The 26,767-nt window shown below is 67.0% G+C and carries 28 protein-coding genes; 10 read left to right on the top strand and 18 right to left on the bottom strand.

Annotation, left to right across the window (positions count from 1 at the left end; genetic code table 11):
- Window positions 1-134: 134 nt before the first annotated feature.
- On the bottom strand, window positions 135-1,475 hold the full coding sequence (locus AC1DWJ_RS09550; RefSeq protein ID WP_477620664.1) for an Ig-like domain-containing protein: 1,341 nt from the start codon (window positions 1,473-1,475) through the stop codon (window positions 135-137).
- A gap of 418 nt (window positions 1,476-1,893) precedes the next feature.
- On the opposite strand from AC1DWJ_RS09550, the gene AC1DWJ_RS09545 reads away from it, so the two are divergent.
- Genes AC1DWJ_RS09545 through AC1DWJ_RS09535 form a run of 3 tightly spaced genes read left to right on the top strand, consistent with a single transcriptional unit; the run spans window position 1,894 to window position 4,483 of the window.
- Complete coding sequence (locus tag AC1DWJ_RS09545) at window positions 1,894-2,454, top strand: hypothetical protein (RefSeq protein ID WP_457253912.1); 561 nt, start codon at window positions 1,894-1,896, stop codon at window positions 2,452-2,454.
- Complete coding sequence (locus AC1DWJ_RS09540; protein ID WP_477620663.1) at window positions 2,451-4,055, top strand: RNA polymerase sigma factor; 1,605 nt, start codon at window positions 2,451-2,453, stop codon at window positions 4,053-4,055. The genes AC1DWJ_RS09545 and AC1DWJ_RS09540 overlap by 4 nt, the downstream gene beginning before the upstream one ends.
- A gap of 5 nt (window positions 4,056-4,060) precedes the next feature.
- On the top strand, window positions 4,061-4,483 hold the full coding sequence (locus tag AC1DWJ_RS09535) for a TSUP family transporter (RefSeq protein WP_477620662.1): 423 nt from the start codon (window positions 4,061-4,063) through the stop codon (window positions 4,481-4,483).
- Window positions 4,484-4,527: 44 nt separating this feature from the next.
- Here AC1DWJ_RS09535 and AC1DWJ_RS09530 read toward each other — a convergent pair whose 3' ends face one another.
- Window positions 4,528-5,697 (bottom strand): alpha/beta hydrolase family protein, encoded by a 1,170-nt coding sequence (locus tag AC1DWJ_RS09530; protein ID WP_477620661.1) that lies wholly within the window; start codon window positions 5,695-5,697, stop codon window positions 4,528-4,530.
- A gap of 225 nt (window positions 5,698-5,922) precedes the next feature.
- On the opposite strand from AC1DWJ_RS09530, the gene AC1DWJ_RS09525 reads away from it, so the two are divergent.
- The 4 genes from AC1DWJ_RS09525 to AC1DWJ_RS09510 all read left to right on the top strand — a co-directional run bounded on the left by AC1DWJ_RS09525 (window position 5,923) and on the right by AC1DWJ_RS09510 (window position 8,877).
- A complete protein-coding gene (locus AC1DWJ_RS09525) occupies window positions 5,923-7,005 on the top strand; it encodes a sugar phosphate isomerase/epimerase family protein (RefSeq protein WP_477620660.1) in 1,083 nt (360 codons plus the stop codon).
- A gap of 3 nt (window positions 7,006-7,008) precedes the next feature.
- A complete protein-coding gene (locus AC1DWJ_RS09520) occupies window positions 7,009-7,416 on the top strand; it encodes a C-glycoside deglycosidase beta subunit domain-containing protein (protein ID WP_457253917.1) in 408 nt (135 codons plus the stop codon).
- A 113-nt stretch (window positions 7,417-7,529) separates the two neighbouring features.
- Complete coding sequence (locus tag AC1DWJ_RS09515) at window positions 7,530-8,459, top strand: restriction endonuclease subunit R (protein ID WP_477620659.1); 930 nt, start codon at window positions 7,530-7,532, stop codon at window positions 8,457-8,459.
- 100 nt (window positions 8,460-8,559) lie between these two features.
- Entirely contained in the window at window positions 8,560-8,877 is a 318-nt protein-coding gene (locus tag AC1DWJ_RS09510; RefSeq protein WP_457253919.1) for a hypothetical protein, read from the top strand.
- Window positions 8,878-8,885: 8 nt separating this feature from the next.
- Here the strand turns inward: AC1DWJ_RS09510 and AC1DWJ_RS09505 are convergent, their stop codons facing one another.
- The 6 genes from AC1DWJ_RS09505 to AC1DWJ_RS09480 form a co-directional block, all read right to left on the bottom strand.
- Entirely contained in the window at window positions 8,886-9,761 is an 876-nt protein-coding gene (locus AC1DWJ_RS09505) for a fumarylacetoacetate hydrolase family protein (protein ID WP_477620658.1), read from the bottom strand.
- Window positions 9,762-9,803: 42 nt separating this feature from the next.
- Complete coding sequence (locus AC1DWJ_RS09500) at window positions 9,804-10,754, bottom strand: VOC family protein (RefSeq protein ID WP_477620657.1); 951 nt, start codon at window positions 10,752-10,754, stop codon at window positions 9,804-9,806.
- Complete coding sequence (locus tag AC1DWJ_RS09495; protein WP_457253922.1) at window positions 10,751-11,851, bottom strand: fumarylacetoacetate hydrolase family protein; 1,101 nt, start codon at window positions 11,849-11,851, stop codon at window positions 10,751-10,753. The genes AC1DWJ_RS09500 and AC1DWJ_RS09495 overlap by 4 nt, the downstream gene beginning before the upstream one ends.
- A 90-nt stretch (window positions 11,852-11,941) precedes the next feature.
- Window positions 11,942-13,072, bottom strand: coding sequence for an FAD-dependent monooxygenase (locus AC1DWJ_RS09490; RefSeq protein WP_477620917.1), 1,131 nt, complete (start codon window positions 13,070-13,072; stop codon window positions 11,942-11,944).
- 128 nt (window positions 13,073-13,200) lie between these two features.
- A complete protein-coding gene (locus tag AC1DWJ_RS09485; RefSeq protein WP_457253924.1) occupies window positions 13,201-14,043 on the bottom strand; it encodes a carbohydrate ABC transporter permease in 843 nt (280 codons plus the stop codon).
- 9 nt (window positions 14,044-14,052) lie between these two features.
- Window positions 14,053-14,988, bottom strand: a complete 936-nt coding sequence (locus AC1DWJ_RS09480) for a carbohydrate ABC transporter permease (protein WP_457253925.1) — start codon at window positions 14,986-14,988, stop codon at window positions 14,053-14,055.
- 265 nt (window positions 14,989-15,253) lie between these two features.
- Between AC1DWJ_RS09480 and AC1DWJ_RS09475 the strand changes: the two genes are divergently transcribed.
- From AC1DWJ_RS09475 to AC1DWJ_RS09465, 3 genes are all read left to right on the top strand, one after another.
- Window positions 15,254-16,240, top strand: coding sequence for a sugar phosphate isomerase/epimerase family protein (locus AC1DWJ_RS09475; protein WP_457253926.1), 987 nt, complete (start codon window positions 15,254-15,256; stop codon window positions 16,238-16,240).
- Window positions 16,241-16,258: 18 nt separating this feature from the next.
- The gene (locus AC1DWJ_RS09470; protein ID WP_457253927.1) at window positions 16,259-16,645 is read left to right on the top strand and encodes a C-glycoside deglycosidase beta subunit domain-containing protein; all 387 of its coding nucleotides are present in this window, start codon (window positions 16,259-16,261) and stop codon (window positions 16,643-16,645) included.
- 126 nt (window positions 16,646-16,771) lie between these two features.
- Window positions 16,772-17,677 (top strand): LysR family transcriptional regulator, encoded by a 906-nt coding sequence (locus tag AC1DWJ_RS09465; protein WP_457253928.1) that lies wholly within the window; start codon window positions 16,772-16,774, stop codon window positions 17,675-17,677.
- A 67-nt stretch (window positions 17,678-17,744) separates the two neighbouring features.
- On the opposite strand, the gene AC1DWJ_RS09460 is transcribed toward AC1DWJ_RS09465, so the two are convergent.
- From AC1DWJ_RS09460 to AC1DWJ_RS09415, 10 genes are all read right to left on the bottom strand, one after another.
- Entirely contained in the window at window positions 17,745-19,031 is a 1,287-nt protein-coding gene (locus AC1DWJ_RS09460) for an ABC transporter substrate-binding protein (RefSeq protein WP_457253929.1), read from the bottom strand.
- 209 nt (window positions 19,032-19,240) lie between these two features.
- Entirely contained in the window at window positions 19,241-20,203 is a 963-nt protein-coding gene (locus AC1DWJ_RS09455; RefSeq protein ID WP_477620656.1) for a sugar phosphate isomerase/epimerase family protein, read from the bottom strand.
- A gap of 29 nt (window positions 20,204-20,232) precedes the next feature.
- Window positions 20,233-20,628 (bottom strand): C-glycoside deglycosidase beta subunit domain-containing protein, encoded by a 396-nt coding sequence (locus tag AC1DWJ_RS09450; protein WP_477620655.1) that lies wholly within the window; start codon window positions 20,626-20,628, stop codon window positions 20,233-20,235.
- A 28-nt stretch (window positions 20,629-20,656) separates the two neighbouring features.
- Window positions 20,657-21,430, bottom strand: a complete 774-nt coding sequence (locus AC1DWJ_RS09445; protein WP_477620654.1) for a TIM barrel protein — start codon at window positions 21,428-21,430, stop codon at window positions 20,657-20,659.
- Between the two features lie 74 nt (window positions 21,431-21,504).
- The gene (locus tag AC1DWJ_RS09440; RefSeq protein ID WP_477620653.1) at window positions 21,505-22,494 is read right to left on the bottom strand and encodes a sugar phosphate isomerase/epimerase family protein; all 990 of its coding nucleotides are present in this window, start codon (window positions 22,492-22,494) and stop codon (window positions 21,505-21,507) included.
- The gene (locus AC1DWJ_RS09435) at window positions 22,491-23,342 is read right to left on the bottom strand and encodes a sugar phosphate isomerase/epimerase family protein (protein ID WP_477620652.1); all 852 of its coding nucleotides are present in this window, start codon (window positions 23,340-23,342) and stop codon (window positions 22,491-22,493) included. The genes AC1DWJ_RS09440 and AC1DWJ_RS09435 overlap by 4 nt, the downstream gene beginning before the upstream one ends.
- A gap of 107 nt (window positions 23,343-23,449) precedes the next feature.
- Entirely contained in the window at window positions 23,450-24,253 is an 804-nt protein-coding gene (locus AC1DWJ_RS09430; protein ID WP_457253936.1) for a TIM barrel protein, read from the bottom strand.
- A complete protein-coding gene (locus tag AC1DWJ_RS09425; RefSeq protein ID WP_457253937.1) occupies window positions 24,250-25,029 on the bottom strand; it encodes a nuclear transport factor 2 family protein in 780 nt (259 codons plus the stop codon). The genes AC1DWJ_RS09430 and AC1DWJ_RS09425 overlap by 4 nt, the downstream gene beginning before the upstream one ends.
- Complete coding sequence (locus AC1DWJ_RS09420) at window positions 25,026-26,573, bottom strand: GMC oxidoreductase (RefSeq protein WP_477620651.1); 1,548 nt, start codon at window positions 26,571-26,573, stop codon at window positions 25,026-25,028. Before AC1DWJ_RS09420 ends, AC1DWJ_RS09425 begins: the two co-directional genes overlap by 4 nt.
- A complete protein-coding gene (locus tag AC1DWJ_RS09415) occupies window positions 26,570-26,767 on the bottom strand; it encodes a hypothetical protein (RefSeq protein ID WP_457253939.1) in 198 nt (65 codons plus the stop codon). Before AC1DWJ_RS09415 ends, AC1DWJ_RS09420 begins: the two co-directional genes overlap by 4 nt.

The following is a 26,767-nucleotide window of genomic DNA, read 5'->3' as shown; positions in this document are numbered from 1 at the left end:
CCGGCGCCTGCCATCAAGGAGTCCGCAGGCCCGTTCCCATGACGCGCGACCGGGTGGCGCGCCGCCCGGTCGCGCGCCACCCGGTCGCCGGCTCGTCGGTCGCGTCCGACGCGGTCGAGCCGGTCCGCGCCCACCTAGTGCCGTCGACGGCGGCGTGCGAGTCCGGAGAGGACAGCGCCCGACCCGAGCAGCAGGGAGCCGACCGCCACCAGCTCGAGGACATCGATGCCGGTGAACGCGAGCGACGAGTCGTCCGGGGTGACCAGCGCTCCCGCGGCACCGCCCCCACCGGTGGCCACGACGTCGTGGTCGGTGCTGGCGGGCGACGTGATCGTGCCGGACCCCGTGGCCGTTGTGCTCGACGCCGTCGTCGCGGTGGTCGAGGTCGCGGTGGTCGAGGTCGTCGAGGTCGAGGTCGCGGTGGTCGAGCTTGCGGTGGTCGAGCTCGCGGTGGTCGAGCTCGTCGTCGTCGTGGTCGCCGATCCGGTGCCATCGCCTCCGGCGTCGCTGCGGCGGACCTCGTCGTGGACCGGAGTGTCCTGACCGTTCACGCTGACCACGGCCCCGTTGGTGTAGGTCGTGGCCGTGGGGTCCACCACGGTGGCCAGCACCCGGAGCTCGGTGTACTCCCCGGCAGGGACCTGGGACCAGGTGACGGAAACCCCTTGCGGGGTGCAGGAGATCTTCGGCACGTAGGTGCCGTCGTCGCGGGGGTCGGTCACGTCTCCTGCGGCGTCGAGGACGGTGCCGATGGTCACGGCGACGGTGGCGCAGTCGAGAGCCAGACCGGGGCCGGGCGTGTCCGCGATGGTGACGTCACTGCTGTCGGAGGTGGTGGCCGGGGCCCGGACCGCCGACCGGGTCGTGGTCTGGGCAGCGTCGCTCCACCACATGTACTTGCTCGGCACGGTGCGGTCCTCGGTGCAGGGCCCGGCACACGGTCCCACGGTGGGGAGGTCGACCCTGACGACCTCGTCGCCCACCTGGAAGTCCAGGTCGACGGTCTCGTCGGTCGTCTCCGCGACGTACTGGGTCGAGAAGTGACAGCTGCCGTGGACGTCGACGTGGGTGAGCACGTAGTCGGTCAGCGTGAACACGACGTGGCCGCTGGCGTCGGCATGGGCCGAGGCCACGGGGAGCCCGTCCCGCCCGGCGAGGACGAAGTCCGTCGCGCCGAACCACCGCAGCTCCGATGGCAGGTCGAGGCTGAAGGTGTCACCGGGCGCCGAGCCGTCGGGCACGGCCCAGGTGCAGGCGAAGTCCACCGTGTCCCACTGCGCCGTGCCGGTCGCCGTGGTCGTGATGGAGGTGATGGCCCCGTCGATGGTGGCGGCCCGTGCCGTCCGGGCACTCAGCAGGGTCGCACAGGCCAGGACCACAGCGCACGCGGCCAGTGCCGCGAGCCACCTGGTGGCCTGCAGACGTCGTACGAGAGTGGCCCCTCGGGCCTGGTGTCCAGCGTGAAAGTTCGTCATGTCCCACCCCAAAAGCATCGGTCGTCGAATGGCACGCTCGCGCGGCCCCTTTTGATGCGAGACGCGTATCTCCCCGTTGCGTGACGCGGTCGGTCGCGCAATGACACCTGGCAGGGGCCGGCGCCGTTGGCGCGTCACTGTTCGGCGCCGTCGCCGTCTCTGGTTCGGGGACGAGACGAGGGGCCTGTGGGGGCCCTGGCTACAGATCACGGACATCGTCGAGCCCCGCACGCGGCAGGTCTGCGTCACCAAAGGCGTCGCCGTTCGTCCTCCAGTTGAAGCCGCGTCCTCCAGTTGGAGCCGCGTCCTCCAGCTGAAGGCGTGACCGGGGGGCCGGCGCTGGCCGACCTGACCCGTGCGCCCCTCGTCCAGTCGACCACCGTCCAGTCGACCACCGACCGAAGAGGGGGACCTCCGAATGACCTCGACCGGCAGCGACTTTCCCGAACCCAGTGACTGCCCCGAGCCGGATCGGGCCGGCGCGATCGGCCGGTGGCCGTTCGGCCTGGAGGCCGAGGAGGTCGAACGACCTCACGTCGTCGTGACACTCGACACCCGCACCGGTGGAGCGACCTTCTCCGGCCCCTACCGCACGGCCATCGGTGCCCTGTGCGCGGCGGATGTCGAGTACCAGGTGGACCGGGACCAGGGCGGAAGGGGCGAGCGCACCTTCCACGTGGCCACGCTGCACACCCCGGTCGGCTGCGACGACGCCGACCTGCCCTGCGACGAAGGCGACCGGCCCTTCGACGAGGCCGACACGGGCGTCGCCGGGGCTCGTCCCGACGCGCGGCCCCTGGCGCAGGTCCTCTCGGTGCTGGCGACAGTGGCGGAGCGCACCATCCGGCGCCGCCCACGGCTCACGGTCGGCACCGTCGCCGTCACCGCGGCAGCCGCTGCGTCCGGGGTGAGTGACGGCTGGCCGCGGCGTGGGCGCGCGGCGCGCTACCGCCACCTCCTCGGACGCGAGGCCCGGTGAGCGCAGACCCGCTGGCCACCGACCTCGACCTCGTCGAGCAGGCGCGCGATGGGTCGCAGGAAGCCATCGTCGAGCTGTGGGTGCGTCACTACCCGGCCGCCCTCGCGGCAGCGCGCCGGACGTCCCGGCAACCCCGCGACGCGGAGGAGCTCGCCTCCGACGCCTTCTCCAACATGTTGGGCGCCTTCGCCTCCGGTGGGGGCCCCACCGGTTCGGTCCGCGCCTACCTGCTCACCTCCGTGCGCAACCTCGCGGCCACCCGCTCGCGCCGCGCATCCTCCTCCGAGGTCCTCACCGACGACGTGGCCAGCTTCGAGGACGGCTCGCGCGGCCCCGCCGACCCGATGTCCCGGCAGACCGAGATCTCGATGATGCGCCAGGCCTTCGCGGCTCTGCCACGTCGCTGGCAGGTGATCCTCTGGCGCACGGCGGTCGACCGTGACCGCAACATCGAGATCGGTCAGGACCTCGGGATCTCCCCGAACGCCGTCGCTGCCCTCGCCAAGCGGGCCAGGCGAGGGCTGCGGCAGGCCTATCTCCAGACCCACCTGAGCACCAACGGCCTGGAGCCCGGCTGCGAGCCCTTCGTGCGCCGGCTGCCCATGCTCGCCGTCGACGGGTCCGTCGCCGCCGACGACCTGGCCCACCACCTGACGACCTGCGTCACCTGCCCCGGACGACTCGCCGAGCTGCAGCGCGTGGAGCAGCAGCTCGGATCGATGCTGGGGCCAGCGGTGCTGCTGACCGCGCCGGGGTTCCTGACCCATGCGTTGGCGAGTGCGGCCGGCGCCACCGCCGCCGGAGGGGTCGGCGCGGGCGCGGGAGGGGTCGGCGCATCCGCCGCGGGTGCGGGAGGGGTCGGCGCGTCCGCCGCGAGCGGGTCGGGGGCGAGCGCCACCACCTCGTCCCTGGTCGCCAAGCTGAGTGCCGGCAAGGTCGTCGCCACCGCCATGGGCGCCGCTGCGGCGGTGTCGGCTGCCTTGCTGATCCCGCCCGACGACCCGCCACCCAAACCACCCTCGGCTCAGGGGATCTCGACCACGACGCCACCGGCTCCGCCACAGGAGCCCCCGAGCCCGTCCCCGACCGAGACGGCGACACCGCCCACGCCCCGCGAGACCGCGGGGACGCGGACCTCCACCCCTCCGCCACACGCGAAGACCTCCGCGAGCGCGCCGCGACCGTCCGCCTCGTCACCTCGCACCCCCGCACCGTCGTCCACTCCGACGACACCGAGGGCAACGCCGTCGACGACGGTTGCCACGAGGCCACTGCGGGTCTGGATGGGGATCTCGGGCCCCGCCGACGCGACGACGATCGAGGTGGACGCCCACGCGCAGGGCACCACCGGTGCCGTGCGGCTCCTCCTGAGGGTGCCGTCCGGCGTCGTCCTCCGCAGCGCGTCCGGCGACTGGAGCTCGTGCGACCAGGACGGCGACCTGATCTCGTGCACGGCCACGTCGACGTCAGGGCGCTGGGTGGGCACCATCGTCACGGAGTGGGGCGACGACGCGTCCGGCACGGTCACCGCCGAGGTCGAGGCGACCTACCGCAACGGAGGTTGGGTCAACGCCTCGGCCTCGGCCACCTGGCCGCCCTAGCGGCAATGCTGTTTGTTCTCGGGCTGGTTCAGCTGATGATCCAGCGCGCCGAACGGGAGATAGCAACCCACGCCTCGTCCGGGTGGGCCAGCCTGTCGACCGGTCTGGCTGCGGGTTTCACGACGATGACCGCGAACGCTGCAGGAACGGTGATGACGCTCTACCTGGTGGCGAGAGGGGTCGACAAGCGACGCTTGTTGGGCACCAACGCCGTGCTCTTCCTCGGGATCACCTGTGCAAGGTGCCGCTCAGCGCCGGTCTTGGCCTGCTTTCCGGGCAACCCTGGTGCGGTCCTCGTGCTTGCTCCGGCGGTTCTGCTCGGCACCTGGGTCGGGCTTCGGACCGCCCGGCGCCTGAGTCAAGCCCACGTTGACCGGGCCGTGCTCGTGGCAACCCTTGTTTCAGCAACCGTGTTGATGGTGGCGTAGCCCCGACTGACGACAAGGCGCGGTCAGCACGATGCGCCCCCTCGTCAGCTCTGCGAGTCAGAGTCCAGCGTTTCGAGGGTGTCCTGGATCCAGTCGGCCGTATAGGCGCCGACGTGGGGGAGGTGGTCCAAACCGATGTGCTCCGTCGCGCCTTCATCCGGGGTGAATACACGGAGTGTGCGTGACGCCGCACTGGTGGCCTGGTCGTAGGAGCGATACGCCAGCTCGACGGGGATCTGTCGATCGTTCTCCCCGTGGGTGATCAACAGGTGGCAGCGGATCCGTTCGACCACGCCCTCGAGGGTGACTCCTTCTGCGTAGTCGATGAACGTCGGGATGTCCGAGTGTCCCCAGACCCACAGCACGTGCTCCCAGTAGTGGGGCACGGGGTTCTCCCCTTCGCGCTCCAGCCGGCGCTTCTGTACGCCACCCCAGTTGTGGTTGGCCCCCCAGGCCACGGCGAAGGCCAGGCGGTCCTCGAAGGCTGCGGCCCTCGGAACGTAGTACCCACCCAAGGACCAGCCGACGAGTCCGATTCGGTCCGAGCGCACGTCGGCGCGGGCATCAAGGTAGTCGACGCACGCAGCAGCCCACCCCTCGGTTTCGATGCGCGCCGTGAGGCCTTGGAGGCGCAGCGCTTCCCCTGATCCAGGACAGTCCACCTGGAGTACCGAAATACCTCGGGCAGCCATCTCGGAGGGCCACCCAGAGCAGTACATGTGTTCCTTGGTCGAGTCCAGCCCGTTCCACATGATCACCGTGGGCACCGGTGAACCGTCGGTGCTGGCGTTGGTGAAGTATGCCGGCAGTGTGGTCCGCTCGAACGGCACCTCCACGCGTGTGGTGGCGGGGTCGACCAGCTCGAAGGAGCGCTCCATCACCTCGAGGAGGTGCTTGTAGGTGGGGATTCGATCTGGGGACGAGTTCGACAGCATTCGCTCGGCCTGGCACAGGTATGCCGCCGAGCGGAAGTATTTCTGGCCGGCCGTACGCTCGTGCCCGGCTGCCTCGGCCGCCTTCGCCTGTGACTCGAGCTGGTCGGCCACATCACGCCATGACGCCATGAACTGCTGGGTCCCGACGTCCGCACCCTTATCGGCCAGGTCGCGGATGGGACGGCACGCGCGGTCCACCTCGTCGATCATCCCGCCAGAGTTGAGCGTGGCGACGACGCCGAGGTTCCAGATGTAGTTTCCAGGGAAGTACTCGAACACGGGTGTCCTCGGCTAGGTCGGTCGATGTCTTACGCCGACTCTGCCGGTGCCACGCGGCTGCGCAAACCCTGCATTGCTGATGCCGCGCATCCACGAAGCGACTGGTCCGCAACCCTTCGGTGTTTGGTGCTCACGCGATGGCTCGAACCGGAACCAATTGTTGCTGATGGCCGGCATCGGCGACTGGTGGTTCCCGAGGGGGCGGACCTCAGCTTGGCTGAGGACATGACCGAGATCCTGACCTCCTCCCAGTCAGCCATCAGCAACTCCAACGTGGCCGGCACGGGCATTTCGCTTGGCATCACGCTGTATTCATTGACCTCAGAGTGGGCCGCAGGTCAGTACACGTTTGAGTCTCTCCTCGAGGAGGTCTCACGCAAGGGGCTCGGCCCCGGCGTTGAGTTCAACGCCGCGCAGATGCTGCGCACGTACCCAGATGTCGACGAGGAGTTCGTCACGCTCTGGCACTCCACGATGGAACGCCTTGAGCTCGAACCCAGCGCCATGGGCACCAACCTCGACATGGGACGACGCCCAGACCGCGATATGACGCCGGACGAGGAGTACGACTTCCTGGCCATCCAGCTCAAGAGCGCGCATCGCCTCGGTTTCAACCGCGTGGTGATCCGAAACGCAGGTCGAGAGCTCCTGCGGCGACTGCTCCCCCTCGCTGAGAAGTACGACCAGCGACTGGGGTATGAGCTCCACGCCCCCGCAGGCCCCAACGACCCCAAGATCCTGGCCATCCGAGAGACCTACGAGGAGCTCGGTTCGGACAGGCTCGGCTTCACTGCCGACTTCAGCTCGACCATGCACAGCTTGTCCCCCACCCTGTTCAGGACCCTGCGCACGATGGGTCTCCAGGACGAGCACCTTCAGGCCATGCAGGAGTTCTGGCGGGCGCCGCTTCCGATGCACGAGCGAAACGAGGCCTTCGAGGAGTACCTGCGGTCGCAGGGCGTCGACCCCAAGAGCCTAGGTCCGTTCTCTCGGCTCGCATTCAACATGCACGGCTTGGTGGCACCGGAAGAGTGGCAGGACATCATGCCGATCATCTTCCACGTGCACACCAAGTTCTTCGACATCGACGAACACGGCAATGAGCCCGCGATGGATCTCCCGCGAATCATCAAGCAGTTCGTCGACGGCGGCTTCAAGGGCTACCTCTCGAGCGAATGGGAGGGCCACGCGTTCGCCGACCTCGGCGAGTCGGACCCCATCGACCTGGTCACGAAGCAGCACCACCTGATCCGGCGGTCGATCGAACAGGCCGTCGCCGACCGCAACACCAACGAAACCCCGAGGTGAACCGTGGCCACTCACAACACTCTCTTCCAGCCCAAGGACGTCAGCCTGCGCCCAGGCGGCCTCGCGATCTCGGTACAGCTTCCGTGGTACCGCAGCCTGTGGCTGTCCGCCGTCAAGGACGTCGCCGTTCGAGTCGACGGGCAGGAAGTTCCCCGAGAGGACCTTCAGTTCGTCCTTCGCGACAAGGCCTACCGGGTCGAGGAACTCCCCGATCAGTGGGACACCCTGTGGTTCTTGCAGGACCGCGTCGATGTGGTGATTCCCTGGGAGCCGACAACTGGGCCCTTCTCCCTCGAGCTCACTCTGGAGCTGCGACTCCTCTACATGCAGATTGCGCCCGGTCGCTACGTCCCCAACCGGGTCGTGGTCGAGAAGACGATCGATCCGGCAGCTCTCACGTCGGCGGCCTGAGGAACCCAGTGCCACCTCGTGCGGGCGACTGGGTTCTCTCTGCCAGCTCCTTCAACTGGACCCGGGACATTCTTCGTGCCTCCCAGTCCCCTTTGGACATTGTTGCGGGGGTCGTGGCCCCACACGTCTGCCCGGTCCTGGAGATCGAGGCCGGCCAGTGCTTCCGGTCATTCCCGTCGATGGAGCCGGACGAGGTGCACCGGATGCGGGACTCCGTGGAAGCCGCCGGCGCCCGGATCAGCATCGTGGGGGTCGGTCTCGACGACTGGGTGACGCCGACGCATCGACGCAGCGAGCGCGAACGGGCCGCGTTCCTGACGCCTCAGCTCCGGGCGGCGAAGCAGCTCGGAGCCGTCGGCGTCCGGCTCCCGTTTGGTCAGCCTGACCGCTCGCTCCTCAGCGAGCTGCTCCCCCTCCTGCACGAGCTGGATCTGGTGCTGTACCAGGAGATCCAAGGAACGCAGGGTCCCGGCACGGCCGGCTACGACGAGGCCATGGAGGCCCTCGAGGGGTTGGGCGATCCGCGGCTCAGCATCGTCCTCGATTCCAGCATGGTGACACCGCAGCTACCGGTCAGCTATCTGGAGGCCCTGAGTCAGGCAGGCGTACCTGTCGGGTTGCTCGACCGAGTCACCGCCGACTGGGGGAACCCCGCAACCATGGCCGCGATCCGGAACTGCCTCGACGCGGGACAGGTGCCACCCACCGCGATGGCGCTCTACATGACCATGGTCTTCCGCTTCGGCACCTGGACAGTCGCGGAGCTCGAACCCTTCCTGCCCCACGTCGGCGCTGTCCAGCTGAAGTTCTGGGACCTGGACGACGCCGACGGCAGGGTGACGCGTCCCATTGCCGAGCTCGGCGTCGCCCTGGACCGGCACGGTTTCTCCGGCACGTTGTGCAGTGAGTGGGGTGGGCACGACTGGTGGGACGGACCCGGAGGCGCAACCGAGATGACCCTGAAACACCTGGACCTCGTCGCCGATGTCCTGGACCTACCCACGCCAGCACCAGGACATCGTCCGCACCAGGAGCGGGTCTGAGATGGGTTGGGAGCTTCGCGAAGACGCACTCGGCGTCGACCCCAGCGGGTTCGCGCTGCGAGTCGGCCTTCCCTGGATGAGGTCTCTTCCGGTGTCCTGTGTGCTGCAGCTCGCCGTGACGATCGCCGCGCAGCCCCTGAGGGTTGAGGACTTGCAGGTTCGCATCGGAGGGCAGGACCAAGACCTGGTCGACCTGACACGCTCGGACCAGTGGTGGTTCCTCCAGGACCGACTCGTGATCACCGGGCCGGTGGAGGTACAGCGCGGGCACGAGTACGACGTCGAGGTCTCGATGGAGCTCCTGCTGCCGTACCTGAGCGCGGGCCCGGGGAAGGCTGCGGTGCTCCCATTCCATCTGCGCAGACGACTCCGGGTGGGCGACGGCACACACCCGGGCACATTCCGCGACGTTTCCTGAAGGGCGTTCTAGGCTGTCTGTGCGACGCTGCCCACGAGGACGCCAAGGCGTTCGACGTCGATACGAACCTCATCGGCGGGCTCAAGCGGAGGCGGGTCCTGGCGGCCGCGGCGGCCCCACAGCTCCGCGAGGCAACCACCACCACCCGTGGTCCCGGAGGCCAAGAGGTCGCCGGGTACGACCAGCGAGTCGCGTGAGGCGTAGGCGACCATCTGGGCGAAGGTCCAGTTCATGTTCGACAGCCGGTCGTGCCCTACCGGTATGCCGTTAACCGTGACGCTGCAGTCGAGGTCCAGGAACCCGTCCACCGTGTGCAGGTCGTCGACCTCATCGGCGGTGACGACCCACGGCCCGATGGAGGTTGCGAAGTCCTTGCCCTTGGCCGGCCCGAGTCCGACCTTCATCTCCCGGGACTGGATGTCGCGCGCAGACCAGTCGTTCATGATCGTGTATCCGAAGATCGACTCATGCGCCTGCTTCTCGTCCAGATCGGTCCCTCCTCGGCCAAGGACGCACGCCACCTCCAGCTCGAAGTCCAAGGCCTTGCACTCCTTCGGCCTGGGGATGGCTGCACCGGGCCCATACAGAGCGTGCGGGTTCGTGAAGTAGAACGTCGGCGCGTCGTACCACGCGTCCGGGACCCCCGATGCGCCGTCGACGCTCTTGCGAACGCCCTCCACGTGGGCCTCGAAGGTGACGAAGTCCCGGATGCTCGGTGGGCGATAGGGGAGCTGCAGGGTCACCGCGTCGAGGCGCACGCCAGCCCTGCGCCGCGCCTCGGCACCGATCGCCAACGCGGGCTCCAGCCCTCCGGCAATGAGGGCGGTCATGGACGCGCCGTCAGGGAGGGGGAACACCATGTCTTCGTCGACGACCGCCCCCACGGTCGCCCCGTGCGGCAGCCGGACACTGGCCAGTTTCATGCGTCAGACCGGCGGGGGGACGAAGACGCCACGGTCGGGATCGTTGAACGACTCTCGGGCGATCAGCTCGCTCATCGGGTCAGCGGTGCCCCACTGGTCCTGGTTCTTCGGGTCTGAGATGTCGTAGACGCTGGGGTGCCACTCATCCGTCTCCAGTCTCTCGAGCTCAGTGGTGTATTCCATGGTGTTGCCACTGGGATCCAGGAAGTAGGAGAACGTGTTGTTCCCGGCGAGGTGGCGACCCGGACCCCAGACCTTCTTGATGCCTGCTCGCATGACACGGCCTGTGCCACGCATGTACTCGTCCAGGCCTCGCATCTCGAAGGAGACATGGTGGACGGAGGTGTGCGGACCGCGAGCGATCGCCAGCGAGTGGTGCCAGTCGTTGCACCGCATGAAGTGCATCATCTCCCCCATGTGGGGACTCGACAGGCTGTCACTGTGCTTGAAGCCGAGATGCGTTTCGTACCAGGACTTGGTGGCTTCGATGTCATTGCTGTTGACGACGAAGTGGGAGAGGCGGACCGGAATGGCCTCGCCTTCCTCGATCGCCCGGTGCTGCCGCGTCTCGACGTCGGTCGAGATCTCGACCGTACGGCCGTCCCCGTCGAAGAAGCGAACCCCGTACCCCGAGCCAGCGGTCTGCAGTTCGCCCGGCTCACCCACCAGCTGGACGCCCCCGGACCCGAGCTTCGCGGCGAGCGCGTCAACGGCCTCACGGGACTCGGCCCCGAACGCCATCAGATCCAGGCGCTTGTCCGTTGAACGGCGAAGCCGCACGACGTACTGCTCGGGCGAGCCTTCGGCAGCCAGGTACGAGAGGTCCCCATCGCTGCCGACCTCGCTGAGGCCCCACGTGTCGCGGTAGAAGGCGCGCTGGGTGTCGTAGTCCGGCACCGCCAGGTCGACGTGGCGGAGGTGGGTGATGCCGAACTCGTTGACGTTTCCGCTCATGGCTGGGGATCCTTCTCGATCGTTGCGGGACGGGGGGTGGCGCTCGCGGGCCGGCGTGGCTTGGACGCCGGCGAAAGGCCGGCGAGATCGGCTGCTCGGGCAGCCTGACGCGGGACTCGGAGGTCTCGGGGGACCCGACGCCGTACGCCTTGGACGGGAGGAACCGACCCGTATCGGCGAACGACACGGTTCTGGATGCTGCCTATGCCTTCAATGGTCATCTCGACGACGTCGCCGATCCTCAATGCGGGCGGTTCGATGTGGCCCGCCCTGGCCCAGGCCTCGGCCAAGGATCCAGAGAAGCAGGTGCCGGACGTCAGCACCTCTCCCGTCTTGACCCAGGACGCTCGAGAAGCGTGGGAGACCAGTTGTTCGAATGTCCAGCTCATGTGCCCGGACACGTCCGCCCCCACCCGCTTTCCGTTGACGCTGACCGACATGGCGAGGTCCAGGAAACCCTCATCGTCTACGTGACGCTCGAGCTCGTCCGCCGTGACCACCCAGGGGCCCACAGTGGTCGCGAAGTCCTTTCCCTTGCTGGGGCCAAAGTTCACCTGCATCTCGGATCTCTGTACGTCCCGAGCCGACCAGTCGTTGACCACGCAGTAGCCCCCGATTGCGCTTCGCGCTCTGTCGGGCGTTTCGTTACGGACGTCGCGGCACACGATGGCGCCGAGCGACAAGCCGAAGTCCAGGAGCTCGGTCCCGGGCGGATATGGGACATCGTCGTATGGCCCAACCACTGAGTGGGGTGCCATGAACTGGAAGACCGGTGCGGCATACCACTCTTCGGGGACCCCAGGTGTTCCCAGGGCGAGCTGCATGCCCTCGACGTGTGACTCGAAGGTCAGGAAGCCTCGCATGGCGGTCGGGTAGACCGGCGGCAGCAGCACGACCTCATCAGGGCGCAACCCGTCAGCCTGGGCGGCCTCATCGGCAGCCGACTCGCGCTCCTCCAGGTCGGCAGCCAACAGGGGAACGAGCTCCACCCCTTCGGGGAACGGATGAAGCCACCACTGTCGACCGTCGCCGACGACGAGCCCGACGCGACGAGTCGTCTCGGCGTCCTCGACATATCTAAACGCAGCAAGTTTCACGGCTTCGGCTCTTCATGTCGTGCCTCGGTTCCACCACGGTGCGGACGGGTTCGGAAGCAGTTTGTCGTTGGGGTTGTGCGCGTTTCATCGTCAAGCAGGGCTGCTGAGCAAGTGGGCGACCTGCGCCATCAGGCCGGGCACATCACCGCGCTCATGGTTCAAGAGCCACTGGGACAGTTGCAGAGACGCCTCCACGATCGTTCTCGCGCGAGGCAGTCGACGCTCGACGAACTGGTTCCAGAGCTCATCCGTGACGGCTTCAGAAGCCAGCAGTAGCTCGGCCAGTACGGCCGCGTCCTCGAGCGCCTGGGCGGCGCCTTGCGCGAGCGTGGGAGGGCACGTGTGCACCGCATCCCCGATGAGGACGACGCGCCCCCGGTTCCAGGGAGCGTCCAGGACATGGGTCTCGAATGCCGTGTAGTTGACCCGAGACGGATCAGTCATTCCGGCGCGGATGTCGTCCCACGGGCCGTGGTACGCCTCGGACAGCCCGCGCATCACCTCAAGGGACTCCTCAGCGGTCAAACCCGAGCGGTCCTGCCAGTCCTCCACCAGGTAGGCGTACAGCGTCCCTTCACCCGTGGGGCAGTAGCCGGCGATGTAGCACGGGCCTCCGTAGACGAGGTCGGTCCGGGTCACTGAGGGGGGTCGCGGAGCAAAGACCCGCCAGATACCCATCCCCGTGCCTCGGGGCTCCAGCTCGATCCCGAGTGCCTTGCGAGTGGCCGACCGGACGCCATCGGCCCCCACGACGACGTCGTACCTTTCGGCTGACCCGTCCGAGAAGGTGACGTTCACGCCAGCTCCGTCGTCCACCAGCTCGGTGAAGGTCGCGCCGAAGCGAACGTTGACCCCCACGTCGGTTGCCCTGTCTACCAAGATCTTCGCGAGCTCGGGCCGGTACATGCCGACGGTTGCCGGAAGGTCGGGTCCCCCGGTGCGAACATCCTCTAGCTCCGCGACCAGGGTGCCGTTCGGATCCGGTGCCCGGAGGCCCAGGGTGTCGAACGCGTAGCCGTGCTTGCCGACCTCGTCCCACACGCCGAGTTCGCGCAGCACGCGAAGGGCGTTGCCTTGGAGGGTGATGCCGGACCCGAGAGCGCTGACGTCTGGCTTGACGTCCACCAGGTCGACCGACACGCCCCCCTCCGCAAGGAGGATGGAGACTGCCGTTCCGGCAGCGCCTGCTCCGATGACCAGCACGTTGGAAACGGCAGGCATGTTCTTCTCCTTCGTAAGGGTGTGGGCTCGCAAACCAGCCTCGGGCCGATCAGAACTTGGAGGAAGAGGATGGTTGCGATGCGGGTCATTCGTCCCACTGATCGAGGGTCACTCGCTGGGCGCGTCGATCAGCTCTTGATGCCGCCGCTGAAGCCCTGGATGAACTTCTTCTGGGCGAACACGTAGAAGATCAGGATCGGAACCATGGAGATCAGCACGACGGCGAAGATGAGGTTCCACTGGGAGACCAGTGAGCCGACGAAGTTGTACATGACAACCGGCAGGGTCTGTGCGTCGGACCCGTTGAGGAAGATCAACGGCGTGAAGAAGTCGTTCCACACGATCAGACCAGCCAGGATCGCAACGGTCCCGGTGGCAGGTCCCATCAGGGGGAAGACCACCTTGGTGAAGACCTGGAAGGAAGATGCGCCGTCGAGCATCGCGGATTCCTCATAGTCCCTGGGTAGCTCACGGAAGAACCCGGCATACAGGAAGACCGCAAGCGGGAGCAGAACCCCCCAGTAGATGAGGATCATCCCGATCCGTGAACCAACAAGGCCGACCTGTTGCGCGCCGACGTACAGCGGCAACACCCCGAGCTGGGTCGGCAGGACGATGGCCACCAGGAAGAGGTAGAAGGCTCGCCTGCTCCAGCGGCTCGTACTCCGGATGAGGACGTAGGCAGTGATCGACCCCAGGCCCACCAGGCCGGCGATGCTTCCCGCGGTGATGATCAGGCTGCTGAGAAGTCCCTTGAGAATCTGGCCAGATGCGGTGCTGGAGGGCGACAGCAGAGTTCGGAAGTTCTCCAGCGTCGGAGACTTGGGGGGTGCGATCGCAGCCGAGGTGAGGATCTCCTCGCCGGGCTTCAAGGACGTCGTGACCAGGATCCAGAACGGCATCAGCAACGCCAGGGCAGCCAGCACGACCACGATCTCAAGGAGCAGCGTGCGTTTGGTGTACCGGAACATGTCTGCTGCTCACGCCCTCTCACGAGTGGCGAACTGCTGCAGGACCGAGAACACGAGGATCAGCAGACTGAGCAGGAGCGCAAGTGCAGCCCCGAAGCCGAACTTCCCGAAGGCAAACGTCTGCTTGTAGACCTGGGTTGCCAAGGTCTCCGTCGCCCCGGCAGGCCCGCCGCCGGTGAGGGCCATGACCTGGTCGAAGACACGCAGGCCCTGGATCAGGGTGAGGGTCGTCGCGATGCCGACAGCCGGCCGGATCGTGGGCAGCACGACGTGCCGTAGACGCTGCCAACGGGTGGCACCATCGAGCGCTGCCGCCTCCTCTATCTCGATCGGCACCGTTGCCAGACCGGCCAGGTACACGACCATGACGAACCCGATGTTCTGCCAGATCATCACGGTCAGGATCGCGCCCTTGGCAAGGAGTGGCTCCGCGAGCCATTGGTGCTGCAACGAGGTGAGGCCGATGGACCCGAGCAGCTGGTTGAGAGGGCCGTCGAACGCAAAGATGAATCCCCAGACGTACGAGACCGAGATGGGCGCCAGGACGACCGGCATGAAGAGCAGGGTTCGGAGGAGGTAGCGGGTCTTGAGGTTGCGGTTGAGGGCCAGCGCAAAGGCCAGACCGAGCACATTTGAGATGACGAGGAACCCGAAGGCGAAGATCAGCGTGTTGGCCAGCGACGAAAGGAGCTCGGTCCGCTGGAAGATCTCGCGGAAGTTGTCGAGACCGATGAAGTTGAACGACCCGACGCCCGACCAGTCGGTGAAAGCGAAGAACGCCCCGCTGAGGGTGGTGAGGTAGATCGTCGCGATCAGCAGACCCACCCCGGGGGCGGCCCACCACCAGCGGCCGAACGTCAGGCCCTGGTTGCCTTGCCTCTGACGGGTTTGCCTGCGGGACGGCTTGGGCGCCGTCCGTGCAGGGGTGCTGGTGGACATCGTCATGCTCTCGGAACTCCTCGACGGAAGGTCAGCTCGGCGCGGCATCTGCCGGCGCCGCCGTACGGGAATGAAGGTGCGACTCGATTCACTGTGACCCAGCCACTGTGTTCCGGAAAGGCCAGACCTGCGATCTAGCACATCACCACGGCTGATACGAGGACCGGCATCCGCTGCACTGATGCCGTTGATCGGCCGTCCGGCCTTCCCTCCGGTGCCCGGGGGCGGCACAGTCGGGGCGTTCGCAGCCGGTGAAACAAGGAGGAGCTCGATGCCCACCACGATCAAGCGGGGCGTCAGCCTGTACAGCTACCAGGAGGAGTTCTTCCTGAGGCAGATGTCGCTCCAGGACTGCGTGGCTCACGTCGCCGCGGTCGGCGGAACGGGCGTCGAGATCATCCCGGAACAGTCGATCGTCGGTTACCCGCGGCTCAGCCCGGAGTTCCTGGAGCAGTGGCATGGCTGGCTGGAACGCTACCGAGTCGAGACGAGCGCGACCGACCTGTTCCTCGACACCAAGCGCGTCGCCGGCCAGTGGCTCTCACACGAGGAGCAGGTCGCTTCGGTGCGCCAGGACGTCGACATCGCCGTCGCCCTCGGAGCCCCAGTCATCCGCGCGATCATCAACACCCCGCCGGAGGTGATGCGCGACGCGGCCTCGTACGCCGCGGACCATGGGGTCCGGCTCCTGCTCGAGGTTCACGCGCCGTTCCACTATGAGCACCCGTGGATCCTGGAGCACCTCGAGGTGATGCATGCTGAAGGAGGTCAGGCCCTCGGCCTGATGCCGGACATGGGGACGTTCGTCGAGCGGTTCCCCCGAGTCGTCTCTGAGCGCGCGCTCCGCGACGGAGCGCGACCAGACCTCGTCCAGTACATCGTCGACCTCTACGACAACCACGGCGACACCCACGCGTTGATGGACATCGTTCACTACCGGGGCGGCGGTCCGGTGGAGATGGGTCTGGCCCGGCAGGCCACCCACTTCATCTTCCGCGACCCGCGAGAGCTGCTTCCCCACATGCCGCTCATCGGTCACATCCAGGCGAAGTTCTACGAGATGACCGACGACGCCACCGAGTACAGCATCCCCTACGACCGGATCATCCCCGTGCTTGTCGAGGGCGCCTACGACGGCTACCTGTCCAGCGAGTACGAAGGCAACCGCCACATCCAGGATGCCTTTGAGGTCGACAGCCGCGAGCAGGTTCGACGGCAGCACGCGATGTTTGCGCAGCTGCTCGGCGAGAACGACTGACACCAGGAGGTAGGCACCATGTTCGACAAGTACATCATCTGCGAGGACAGCCTTCGCCCCACCAAGACACCCCAGCCAGGTGCGCAGGTCGAGGTTCGCCTCCCCTACTACCGCGGGCTGGGCCTGTCGATGGTTGAGGCGGTGGACGTGAGCGTGGACGGAGAAGCAGTCGACCCCCAGGTCACCACCTTGACTGTCCACGGCCAGACCTACCCGTTCGCCGACCTGGGGGCGGTCCTGGACGACCGCTGGGAGATGGGCGAGCGCGCCACCGTTGCCTTCCCGCTCGACCGGCCTCTCGCATCCGGAGTTCACGACATCGACGTGGCAATCCGCCTGCGCATCTCGTACATGCCTGTCCCCGGCGGGGGTCGTGACCGCAAGCGCCTCACCCTGCAGGACTGAGCCGGCGGGGCGCGTACCGCGCCGGACATGCTCGTCGCCGGTGTTCGGTGCGCACGGCCAGATGCTGCCTGTACCGTGCGACTTGTGAACGTCGACTGCGGCCAAGCAAACTTGGAGTGTTGACCCTTGCCACGCAACGTCGATCTCAACCTGCTCCCGGCCCTGCAGGCCATCCTGGAAGAACAAAGCGTCACCCGGGGAGCGGCCCGGCTGGGTCTCAGCCAGCCGGCCATGAGCGCAAGTCTGGGAAAGCTGCGTCGTCACTTCCGTGACGAACTGCTGACCCGCAACGGCAACGTCTACGAGCTGACCCCTCTGGCTCAGCAGCTGATCGAGCCGACCCACACGGCGATTCGTGCCGTGGGTCGCCTCTTCGCGAACGAAGGCGAGTTCGACCCGGCCACGGCCGATCGCGAGTTCACCGTCGTCATGTCCGACTATGCGACGGAGGCCTTGGCGCCGACCGTTTCCCGATTGCTGCGCGCGGCCTCGCCTGCTTCCCGGTTGCACATCAACTCGATCACTCCTCAGATCGTCGACACGGCGCCTGACTCCATGCGCACCCGTGACCTGATCGTCATGCCACACGGTTTCCTCACGGGCCTTTCGCATCGTGATCTCTATGAGGATGACTGGGTCTGCATCGTCTCGGCCGACGACGAGTCCGCCTCGAGGCAGTTGACGATGGACGACCTGGCCAACCGCCCCTGGGCGGTCACCTTCCACCAGCGCACCGCCTTCACGACCTCGGTCCAACAGCTCAGGATGCAGGGCGTCGAGCCGAACGTGGAGGTGGTGACGGAGAACTACCTGACTCTCGGCAGTCTCGTGGCCGGCACCAACCGGATCGCCGTGGTGCAGGAACGACTCGGTCGGATCCTGGAGCGCAAGGGCGAGGTACGGGTCCTGCCGCCACCTTTCGCCGCGGACCCGCTCGTGGAGACCATGTGGTGGCACCCGACCTACGACAACGACGCGGCGCACAAGTGGTTCCGCGATCTCTTCATCACTGCCGGCATCGAGATCACCTGAACAGCAACGAGCCGGTGGGACAGGTCACTGTCCCACCGGCTCGGTTGGTTGCTGCCAGCGGTTCGACTCAGCCCCAGGCCTTGTCGAGGTCCTTCAGGACGTCGTCCACGGACTTCTGTCCCGTGAGCAGGCCGGTCACTCCGGACCCGAGCGCGTCGTAGACCTCGCCGTTGGGCCAGTCGAGCTGCGGGTAGTTGGCGATGTGCTTGGCGTCGAGGATGCTCTTGATCCCGTCGTACTGGGGCAGGACGGCCGACGTGTCGATGTCGCCCACCGGAAGGTCACCAGCAGCCTCTGCGGCTGTCTTGGCCTGGGCGGGCTGCGTCATCCACGCGAGGAAGTCCTTGACCAGCTTGGGGCTCTTCGTCTTGGCGTTTCCGGCGACAGCATCCGGCGTGCCGGCCATCAGGTAGGTGTCGACCCCCGCGCCGGGCATCGGGAGGACCACCAGCTTCACGGCTCCGTGGGTAGAGTCCATGATGTCCTTCGCGGCACCACCGGGGGCAGCAAAGCCAAACACTTTCCCCTGACCCATGCCGTTGGTCAGCGCGTCGAACCCGGCACCAGCAGCACCGTCCTGGAAGCACTTCTGGTCGTACAGCTTCTTGACGGTCTCGAGGGCAGTGCGCCAGCCGTCGCTGGTGGCGAACTTGACCTGGCCGGCCTTTCGCTTGTTGTTCCACTCAGGGTCGACGCCGTAGACCGTCGACGCCGCAACTGCCGTGGTGAAGATGCCGGTGTTGGGCGACATGGCGCCGGCGACGGCGAGCAGCGCCTTGCCCTTGTCACGTGCCTTGCCGCACTGTGCGATCAGGTCGTCCATCGTCGAGGTCCCGGTCAGCACGACGCCGGCCTCCTTGGCGGCCACGTCGTTGTAGATGAGCCCGGCCGGCGCCAGGTAGACCGGGACCGCATACGTCTTGCCATCGAAGACGAAGAGGCTCTTGGCGTTCTCCGGGATGAACTTCGAGTCGATGTTGGCCGAGATGTCCAGGAGCTTGTTGGCCTTCTTCAGCGGCTCGACGGAGGCGGTCTGACCACTGCCGGCGTTGATGAAGAAGACGTCCGGTCCGCTTCCGGCCGTGAGCTGCGTGGTGAGCGTCTGGTTGTACGACGCGAGGTTGATCGGGTTCGTCTTGATCGTGACGCCCTTGTGCGAAGCGACGTACTGCTCCGCGAGGGTCTGGTAGACGCTCTTGGCGTTGGGGTTGGCGATCTGGTACGAGAAGGTGATCGACTGTGGTTCAGCTGCGTTGGCGGACGAGCCGTTCGAGGAGCTGCAGCCAGCCACGAAGGCCCCGAGGAGGACCGGGAGCGCGGCGGCGATGACGCGTCGTGAGTTCGGAGGTGTCATGAGGGTCTTCCTGGCTAGCTGCCAGCCGCTTCGATGCGGCCAGACATGTGGGTGGTTGTGGCCACTGTCACAGAACAGGGGCGGCGCTGGGAACTCCGGACTTGCGATCATCCACATCACTGACACTGATGTCGCAATCGATTTCAAAGCGAAGCGAATCGCGTTGTCCTACAGGGGTTTTCAAATCAACACGACATCCGGCGACGCACCTACGAGCCACCCATCATGCGACGACACATGGCGTGGTGCCGGGCGACCATGTCGAAGGCGTCCTGGTCCTCCAGGTCGAGGTACGCGTGCCCCTCCCACTCACTCGACATCGTGATCTCACGGTCAGCTTCGGCGAAGACGTCGAGGATTGCCTGGTAGTCGATCGACGGCGATGTGAGGTCGTCATCCACGTCGTAGAACTTGCCATGGACGTGCCTGACCTGAGGCAGTACCTCCCGCCAGTCCTGAAGGTTCTCTCGCCCGAACATCGTGAAGACGAGCCTCGCCTGCCCCACGGGCAGTTCGGGCTCCCCAAGCCCCTTTGCCTCCTCGGCAAAGGCGCCGTACCGCTGGAATGGCGGCCCCGGGGACTCCCACGCGCGGACCAGGGCGTCGACACCTTCGTCTGACAGACCTGCTCCACGAAGCTTGTCGAGCATGCCTGGCGGGATGGCGCGCATGCACGAGCTGAAGTCGGGCACGAATCCAAGATGCTCCGAGCCGATCCGGTCGTACGCCTCGCGCGTGGCCAAGACCTTCGGGGTGTTCGGTCCCTCGGGCGCGTGCACCTCCATGCCCAGATGGACATTCGCCTTGGCAGCGATGGGTTCGAGCCGTTCCAGGACCTGTGGGGTGAGACCGACCTGCGTCCGGACGACGGGGAACCCGAGCTCTCCGGCGAGCTCGATCTGCGGCCGCATGTACTCGACACTCTCGTCGGTGTCCATCCAGGCCGAGCCACGACGGGCCACATCGGCATTCGATGCCAAGGAGGTGGGCCTCAGCTGGTTGCGATCGAGGGCGTCCCTGAGCGCCTTCAGGTCAGCCTTGTCGACCTTGCCGGGAAAGCCACGCAGGCTCTGGAAACCGATCAGCTCCAAGCCTGGACCCAGTCCGCGCCTGCCCACCTCGTCGACCAGCTCCGGCAGGGTGAAGCGCCCCGCCAGCCACTCGTTGGTCATCGAGTAGAGGGTGACTCCGAGAACGATGCTCATTGGACCACGACCTTTCGCCCGACACGGGTTCGCTGCACGAGCGCAGTCTGCGGGCCGATGACGATGTACGGGATACGGGTGGCGAGGGTTATCTCGACGTCGAGCGTCTCGCCGGCGACGCCAGACCGGTTGCCGACCAGGACCTGCAAGGCGTCCTGGACGAACCACTGCTCGTCCACGAGCTCTGCGAGCTCGTCGAGGGTGAGGTCCCGCCCGTCATGGCGGATCCTGAGATCCGCCCGGTCGACGTCGTCATCCCCGAGCCGCAGGCTGATGTCCTCGAGACAGGACAACGGGAGGGATCGGTACCACGGGAGATGGACATCGACCTCAACGCCGTCAGGGGTGGCCCGGACGGCATCGGGTCGGAGCACACTGGCTTCGAGCGTCATGCGTACCTCCTTGATGGGGCTGGCGTCGTCACGCGTCTGCAGCGATGGACTTGATGTGCCTGACCGATTCCTCGGAGGCCACGGTCGGGAAGTACTCGAGTCCGATGGGTCCGCCATATCCGGAGCTACGGAGCACGGCCAGCTGCGCTGCCCAGTCGACCTCGCCGCTTCCGGGCTCTCCTCGACCGGGAGCGTCCGCGATCTGCACGTAGTCCACGAGGCGGCCAGCGTTGGCGAGCTCGACCGCGGGGTCCTCGCCTTCGGTGATCGAGTGGTACATGTCGTACAAGATCCCGAACGAGTCGGAGTCCACCCCGCGGGCGACGGTGATGGCATCCGCCGTTCGGTCGGTCAGTGCCCCCGGGTGGTCGACACGGGTGTTCACCGGCTCGAGAACCAGCTTCACCCCTGAGCCGTTGGTCCGTTCGACGGCCTGGGAGAAGACCTCGACGAGGCGGGCCAGGTTCTGCACCCGCTTCTGGCCCGGGAACCCCACCCCCGACCCGAGGACGATCCGGGGGCACCCGAGCGCGCGGGCGTGCTCGACTCCCCTGTCCAGCCCTTCGAAGAACGCGTCAAGCGTCTCCCAGGGCAACGCGAAGTTCGTGCGCGGCTCGGCGAGCACCGAGGTGAGGCTGAGGCCGGTCTCGGTCAGCGCCTTGCCGAGCGCATCGACGTCGACGGTGGACGTGCCCCACATCTCCACGGCGTCGAAGCCGGCTGCCGCCGCGGCGCGCACCCGGTCAGGGTGCTCACCCGCTTCGGTGAAGAGCAGTTCGATGTTAGGAGACAGCTGGTACATGGTTGAGCCTTTCGTTGGACGCGCGAACGCGCGACGTGTCAGTGGCGGCACGGCTGGGTATGCCGTCGGGTCGCTCAGGCATCGGCGGCTCGCTTCCCCTCGACCATCGGCCGCAGCTCACGCTGCACGAGGTACCCGGCCAGCAGGGTGCTGGCGGCCGGGTGCGGGCTCTGGTCACTCTCGACGACGACCCAGCCCGAGTACCCGGTGTGGATCAGGGCTCGCGTGACTGCCGCGAAGTCGACCAGGCCACCGTCGGCCCCGGGCTCGGCGAACCATCGCGGAACCTCGCGTTCGCCACCTCGCACCCGGACCGTCCAGTGCGCGTGGGGCGCCAGGTACTCCTCGTCCTCGTCGACAGCCAGGGCGTCCTTGAACTGCACGTGGACGACACGCCCCTGGTGCTTCTCGATGACCGCGATGGGATCCAGGCCCGCGACGGTGAGCTCGCCGGTGTCGACGACGAGCCCGACGAGCTCGGCGTCGGTGAGCTCCAGCAGCCTGTCGAGCGCATCTCCCCGACGGAGGGCGGACAGGAAGTCGACGTGCAGCGCCGTCCGTATGCCGTGCCTCGCCGTGGCGGCGCCGACCGCTTCCCAGCACTGCGCCAGCCGGGTGAGCGCGGCGTCGTCGAGAGGGTCGGTGTCGCCGGCGCCCGGGACGGGCCGCACCAGCAGGATCGATCCGCCGAGCTCGGCCAACGCCTCTGCGAACCACTCCGCTCGTTCGACGATGACGGGAACGTCCGCGTCGACGAGGGGTGACAAAGGGCCGGTCAGGTGCTCCATAGAGCGTTCCTGTGGATCCCAGTACCAGCTGGAGACGGCGTCGATGGCACAGTCGTCCAGGAAGTCCCGGAGACCAGCCACGGACCCGAAGTTGGCAGTGAGCTGCTGGGGGTTGCCCAGCGGTTCCCAGCGCCCGGTGCCGGCCGTGAGCTCGACCCCTTCGAAGCCGGCGATGGAGATGGTCTTGAGAGCGCGCTCGTGCTCCTCGCGGCGGACGAAGTCGTCGAACTGCGGCTTCCACTGGTTGATGGCGTAGGCCCACCTGATCCCACTCATGAGTAGATCCGTTCCAGGACATTGCGTGCGTACCAGCGGGAGACGGCGGTGCTCTCGGAGTAGTCGCCGCCTTGCTTGTTGGCCTTGTCGTGCTCGACCGAGATCCAGCCCTCGTACTCGTTGTCCCTGACTGCAGTCATCATCGACTCGAAGTCCACCCTGCCCTGCGGCGTGCCCATCTCGTAGAACCACTTCGACGTCGTCGGCGCCATGATCTCGGAGTCCGGCCGGTGTCGATGGTCGTCGCCCACCGCAACGTGGTGGGTGTCCTTGAAGTGGAAGCCGCTGACCCGGTCTGCGTGCCTGTTGTAGAGGGCGACCGGGTCGACGCCGGCAATGCAGTGCTGGGCGGTGTCGACGAAGAGGGAGACGTGTTGCGGGTCCGTGTACGAGTAGAAGGTGTCGATGTCCGACTCGCTCTGGATCCCGCAGAAGAACTCGTGGTGGCAGGTGAGGCGCACACCGTGGCTGGCGGTGATCTCGCCGACCTTGTTCCACAGCTCCGCAGTGGTCTTCAGCTTGTCCTCGGTGATCGGCTCCATGTCGTAGTACAGCGTTGCGGGCATGACGATGATGTTGTCGAGCTGGATCTCCGACCAGCGCCCCATCGTGACGCGGAAGTCCTCGAGGATGTGCTCGTGTGTCTCCGCCAGGTGGGGAGCGTAGTTGCGGGTGTCGTAGTCAGCCGCGTGGAAGGTGTTGACGATGCGCTCGAGGCCGTGGTCCTGGACCATCTCCTGGTACTTCGCGGGACCGCCGTAGTCGCCATACATCTGCCAGATGCGGAAGTCGAACGTGTCGATCGCGTCGAAGCCGGTTGCCTTGACCTGCCTGAGGAACGCAGACATGGTCTTTGCCGAATGCCACTGGTCCACCGGTCCGGACGGACCGTTGCTGCGCCAGTGGTCCATGTAGCTCCACTTGATGCGTCGCCCGCCCGCGCCATCCTGTTGCGTCATCGCGCTGGGACCTGTTCGCCTTCGGCTACCTGTCGCAGGTAGCTGAGCGCATCGGCCGTCGACGCGATGGTCGGGTAGCACTCGACTCCGACCGCGCCGGCATACCCGACCTGGTCGAGCAGCGCGAAGGCAGCCGGCCAGTCGATGGCGCCGCTTCCCGGCTCCCCCCTACCGGGGGCATCCGCGATCTGCACGTGGGCGACCACGTCGATGACCTCAGGAAGCACGACGTTCGGGTCCTCGCCTTCGACGACCGAGTGGTAGAGGTCGTAGAGGACACGGGCATGCGGCGAGTCGACCCCACGGACGACGGCCACGGAGTCGGACGTCATGCTGGTCAGCACGCCCGGGTGGTCCATCCGGGTGTTGACGGCCTCCACGAGGAGCGTGACGTCGGCATCGGCCGCGATCTCTGCGGCGCGGGCGACGGCCTCCGTCATGATCCCGATCTGGACGGGTCGCTTGAGGTAGGGAACGGCAGGGCCCGACCCCACGACGACGTGCGGACAATTGAGCCTGACCGCGTCCGCGACAGTGCGTCGGACGTCGTCGAGGAAGCCCTCGTGGGTGTCCTCGAGGACGAGCCGAGTGGTCCGCGGGTCGACGAGCACCGTCCACAGCTGGACCCCGGTCTCGTCCAGGGCAGCCTCCAGGGCGTCGAGGTCCTTGTCGTGGGTCCAGAAGATCTCGGCCTTGGTGAACCCGGCCCGGGATGCAGCCCGCACCCTGGAGGCAAGGTCTTCTCCGGCCTCGTGGAACATGTACTCCAGGTTGACCGAGAGGGAGTCGAGGCGGTTCACCGGAACGTGTCCTCGAACGTGCCGTACGGGCGTGGCGGCTCCGGGTCGAGCTTCTGGGCGGTGTCGTTCGCGTACGGCTCGTACTTCTGCGTCACGATCGGGCCGTCGACCGCGGGGAGGAAGACCGGCTTGCCGTCGTCCCCGAACCAGGCGAGCTGCGAGTCGTGGCTGTGCTGGTTGTCCTTCGCGAAGCTGATCCAGTCGCGGTTGAACGGCGCTCTCGCCACCTCGTAGCAACGGAAGTGCCAGATCCGCCACTCGCCGTCCTGCTTGATGAAGTCGACGCCGTACTTGCACCACACCCAGTGGGCCCAGACTGGCTTACCGTCGACCTCGCCGCCGGAGAACACGTACGGCGGGGCTTCCTTGGCGATCTCGGGGTCCATCAGCCCGGACTCCAGGCCGGCCATGATCCAGATGCCCTTGGCGGTGGTGCCGTCGGAGGAGACCTCGACCACGGGGGTAGTCGTGTAGTGGAACAAGAGCTTGCCGACCGGCCGTGGACGTCCGCGGTGGTAGGCCGTGACCGACTCGTACGTCGAGTACTCCCCGACATTGTTGTAGCGGGACCGGATCCCTTCGGTCCCCGGTTTGGCCCAGAGCTCGTCGATGATCCGCTCGTCCTCGTACGCATTGTGGAAGTGCATGTAGCGGTTGAACACGTTCTCCACCGCACCGCGGTCAGCAGCGCGCACGGCTTCGAGCTCGGCGCCCCCCACTCGGGCCTCCAGCTCCGTCAGGCGCTGGAGCAGGGTGGTGTCGTCAATGGTGGTCATCGTGCCTCTTCCCTCTGTGCTGGGGTTTGGGTGCTTGCGAGCCGATCGGCCAGGGCGTCGGCTCCGCGCACGGCGAGCGCGACGCTGGTCAGCGTCGGGTTGCAGGAGTTCGCGGTCGGAATCAGGCCGTTGCCCGCCAGGACGAGCCCGGGCACGCCCCAGACCCGCGAATCGGGGTCACAAACGCTGGTGCCGTCGTCGTGCGCCCCCATGCGAACCGTGCCCATGTAGTGCAGGGAGCTTCCTGGTGGCATCACGACGGGCATCCCGTCGATGAAGGTTCCCAAGGCGCCTGCCGCGCGGGCGAGGAACTCCCGCGCGTGGTCGAGTTCCGCCTCTTCGCGTTGAGTGACCTCGTAGGCGATCCTGATACCCGGCAGCTGGAACTCGTCGGGCTCATCGTCGACGAACAGAAGTCGGTCCTCTGCCCGCGGCCATTTCCGGACCCCCCAGCCCATGCCGACATAGCCTCCTGAGTTGCCGGTGAACGGGCTGTCCGGCGGGAGCGGAATGGGGCAGACCGGGCTGTAGATGAGTTGTGCGTGGAAGGGGTGGAGCTCCTGGTCAAAGCGAATCCCCACCACCACTCGAACCGGGTCCACCGGAACAGCAGTTGCACCGACCGGCGGGAGCAGCCCTTCCTTGACGGCCACGACACCGAAGATGAGCGGGTGCTCGGTCAGGTACCGACCGAGGGCCTCGGGCCTGATCCCCGACGCCCACAGCAACTGAGGGGTGCGCAGCGCGTCCGCGGCAACGACGACCTCGTCGGCCCGTTCCTCGGATTCCGCTCCGGTGGCGAGGTCGCGCAGGATGGCGCCCACGACCGCACCGTCCTCGACAACGAGGCGTACGGCAAGGGTCCCTGTCCGGAGTTCGAAGCGATCCCTTTTCGCACCTGGTGTTGCGAGCTCCCCCAGCACCACATCCGTGCCAGACCAGCGCATCGAACCGTCGGCGCGAGGGTCGCCGGCAACGGGCAGCGGTTGGACGAGCAGACCGTCCTCGGCGAACTCGCCCGTGACCAGGTCCAGGAGTGCTGTGGCCTGCGGCGCACCGCTGAAGGCCTCGTGGGTGGTGTGCAGGAGACGCTCCGCCTCGTCGAGCAGGCCGTCCAGCTCCCCTTCGAGGAAGTCGATGCGCTCGGTGCCTACCGGCCGTGGGGTTGCGCACGTCCAGTGGGCCCCTTGACCTCCCACACACGTCGCAGCCGCAGCAGCCGGCATACCTGCGCTGCCTCCAGCCGCGCGACCAACCAGGTGTGTCCCCTGCCGAGCGGTGACCGTGCCCTCCATTCCGCCCGTCGGGATACCGGCCATCCCCGCGCGACCGGACGCAGGCCCTTGCGAAGCAAGCTTGGCTGCCGTCTGCTCCGCCTTGTCCGCAATGTTGCGCACGTTCATGCCGAGGGGCTCGGTCAGGGCCGGACCGGCCTCGACCATCAACACCGAGACCGACTCGTTTCGCTCCAGCAGACGACGGGCGTACACCGCTCCCGTCGGTCCCGATCCGATGACGATGACCTTGCGCTGGCCGCTGCTCATGCGGGAATCTCCCCCGCGCCCGCCAGCCAGTGGCGGAGCTCCTTGCGATCACGGCGGATGGAGCTGACGATGTTGCCGATGACGACTCCGAGCGCGGCAGGTCCCGCGGACGGGCCGGCGTTGACGAGCAGCGAGGTGAGCTGGCGCTCGTCGAACTCTGCGGTCAGGACTGCCTGCCGGATGGTGGAGATCAT

Source organism: Pedococcus sp. P2_D7, from assembly GCF_056404295.1.
The sequence above is the reverse complement of the archived record's forward strand: the minus strand, read 5'-3'. Positions and strand labels throughout refer to the sequence as shown.

Bases quoted from the DNA above. Each gene is read 5' to 3' on its own strand.
- AC1DWJ_RS09425 (WP_457253937.1), bottom strand. From the start codon at position 25,029: ATGACCACCATTGACGACACCACCCTGCTCCAGCGCCTGACGGAGCTG.
- AC1DWJ_RS09550 (WP_477620664.1), bottom strand. From the start codon at position 1,475: ATGACGAACTTTCACGCTGGACACCAGGCCCGAGGGGCCACTCTCGTA.
- AC1DWJ_RS09535 (WP_477620662.1), top strand. From the start codon at position 4,061: ATGCTGTTTGTTCTCGGGCTGGTTCAGCTGATGATCCAGCGCGCCGAA.
- AC1DWJ_RS09525 (WP_477620660.1), top strand. From the start codon at position 5,923: ATGACCGAGATCCTGACCTCCTCCCAGTCAGCCATCAGCAACTCCAAC.
- AC1DWJ_RS09455 (WP_477620656.1), bottom strand. From the start codon at position 20,203: ATGACCAACGAGTGGCTGGCGGGGCGCTTCACCCTGCCGGAGCTGGTC.
- AC1DWJ_RS09420 (WP_477620651.1), bottom strand. From the start codon at position 26,573: ATGAGCAGCGGCCAGCGCAAGGTCATCGTCATCGGATCGGGACCGACG.
- AC1DWJ_RS09460 (WP_457253929.1), bottom strand. From the start codon at position 19,031: ATGACACCTCCGAACTCACGACGCGTCATCGCCGCCGCGCTCCCGGTC.
- AC1DWJ_RS09485 (WP_457253924.1), bottom strand. From the start codon at position 14,043: ATGTTCCGGTACACCAAACGCACGCTGCTCCTTGAGATCGTGGTCGTG.
- AC1DWJ_RS09500 (WP_477620657.1), bottom strand. From the start codon at position 10,754: ATGAGCGGAAACGTCAACGAGTTCGGCATCACCCACCTCCGCCACGTC.
- AC1DWJ_RS09480 (WP_457253925.1), bottom strand. From the start codon at position 14,988: ATGACGATGTCCACCAGCACCCCTGCACGGACGGCGCCCAAGCCGTCC.
- AC1DWJ_RS09440 (WP_477620653.1), bottom strand. From the start codon at position 22,494: ATGAGTGGGATCAGGTGGGCCTACGCCATCAACCAGTGGAAGCCGCAG.
- AC1DWJ_RS09450 (WP_477620655.1), bottom strand. From the start codon at position 20,628: ATGACGCTCGAAGCCAGTGTGCTCCGACCCGATGCCGTCCGGGCCACC.
- AC1DWJ_RS09545 (WP_457253912.1), top strand. From the start codon at position 1,894: ATGACCTCGACCGGCAGCGACTTTCCCGAACCCAGTGACTGCCCCGAG.
- AC1DWJ_RS09435 (WP_477620652.1), bottom strand. From the start codon at position 23,342: ATGTCTGCGTTCCTCAGGCAGGTCAAGGCAACCGGCTTCGACGCGATC.
- AC1DWJ_RS09490 (WP_477620917.1), bottom strand. From the start codon at position 13,072: ATGCCTGCCGTTTCCAACGTGCTGGTCATCGGAGCAGGCGCTGCCGGA.
- AC1DWJ_RS09475 (WP_457253926.1), top strand. From the start codon at position 15,254: ATGCCCACCACGATCAAGCGGGGCGTCAGCCTGTACAGCTACCAGGAG.
- AC1DWJ_RS09445 (WP_477620654.1), bottom strand. From the start codon at position 21,430: ATGTACCAGCTGTCTCCTAACATCGAACTGCTCTTCACCGAAGCGGGT.
- AC1DWJ_RS09470 (WP_457253927.1), top strand. From the start codon at position 16,259: ATGTTCGACAAGTACATCATCTGCGAGGACAGCCTTCGCCCCACCAAG.
- AC1DWJ_RS09415 (WP_457253939.1), bottom strand. From the start codon at position 26,767: ATGATCTCCACCATCCGGCAGGCAGTCCTGACCGCAGAGTTCGACGAG.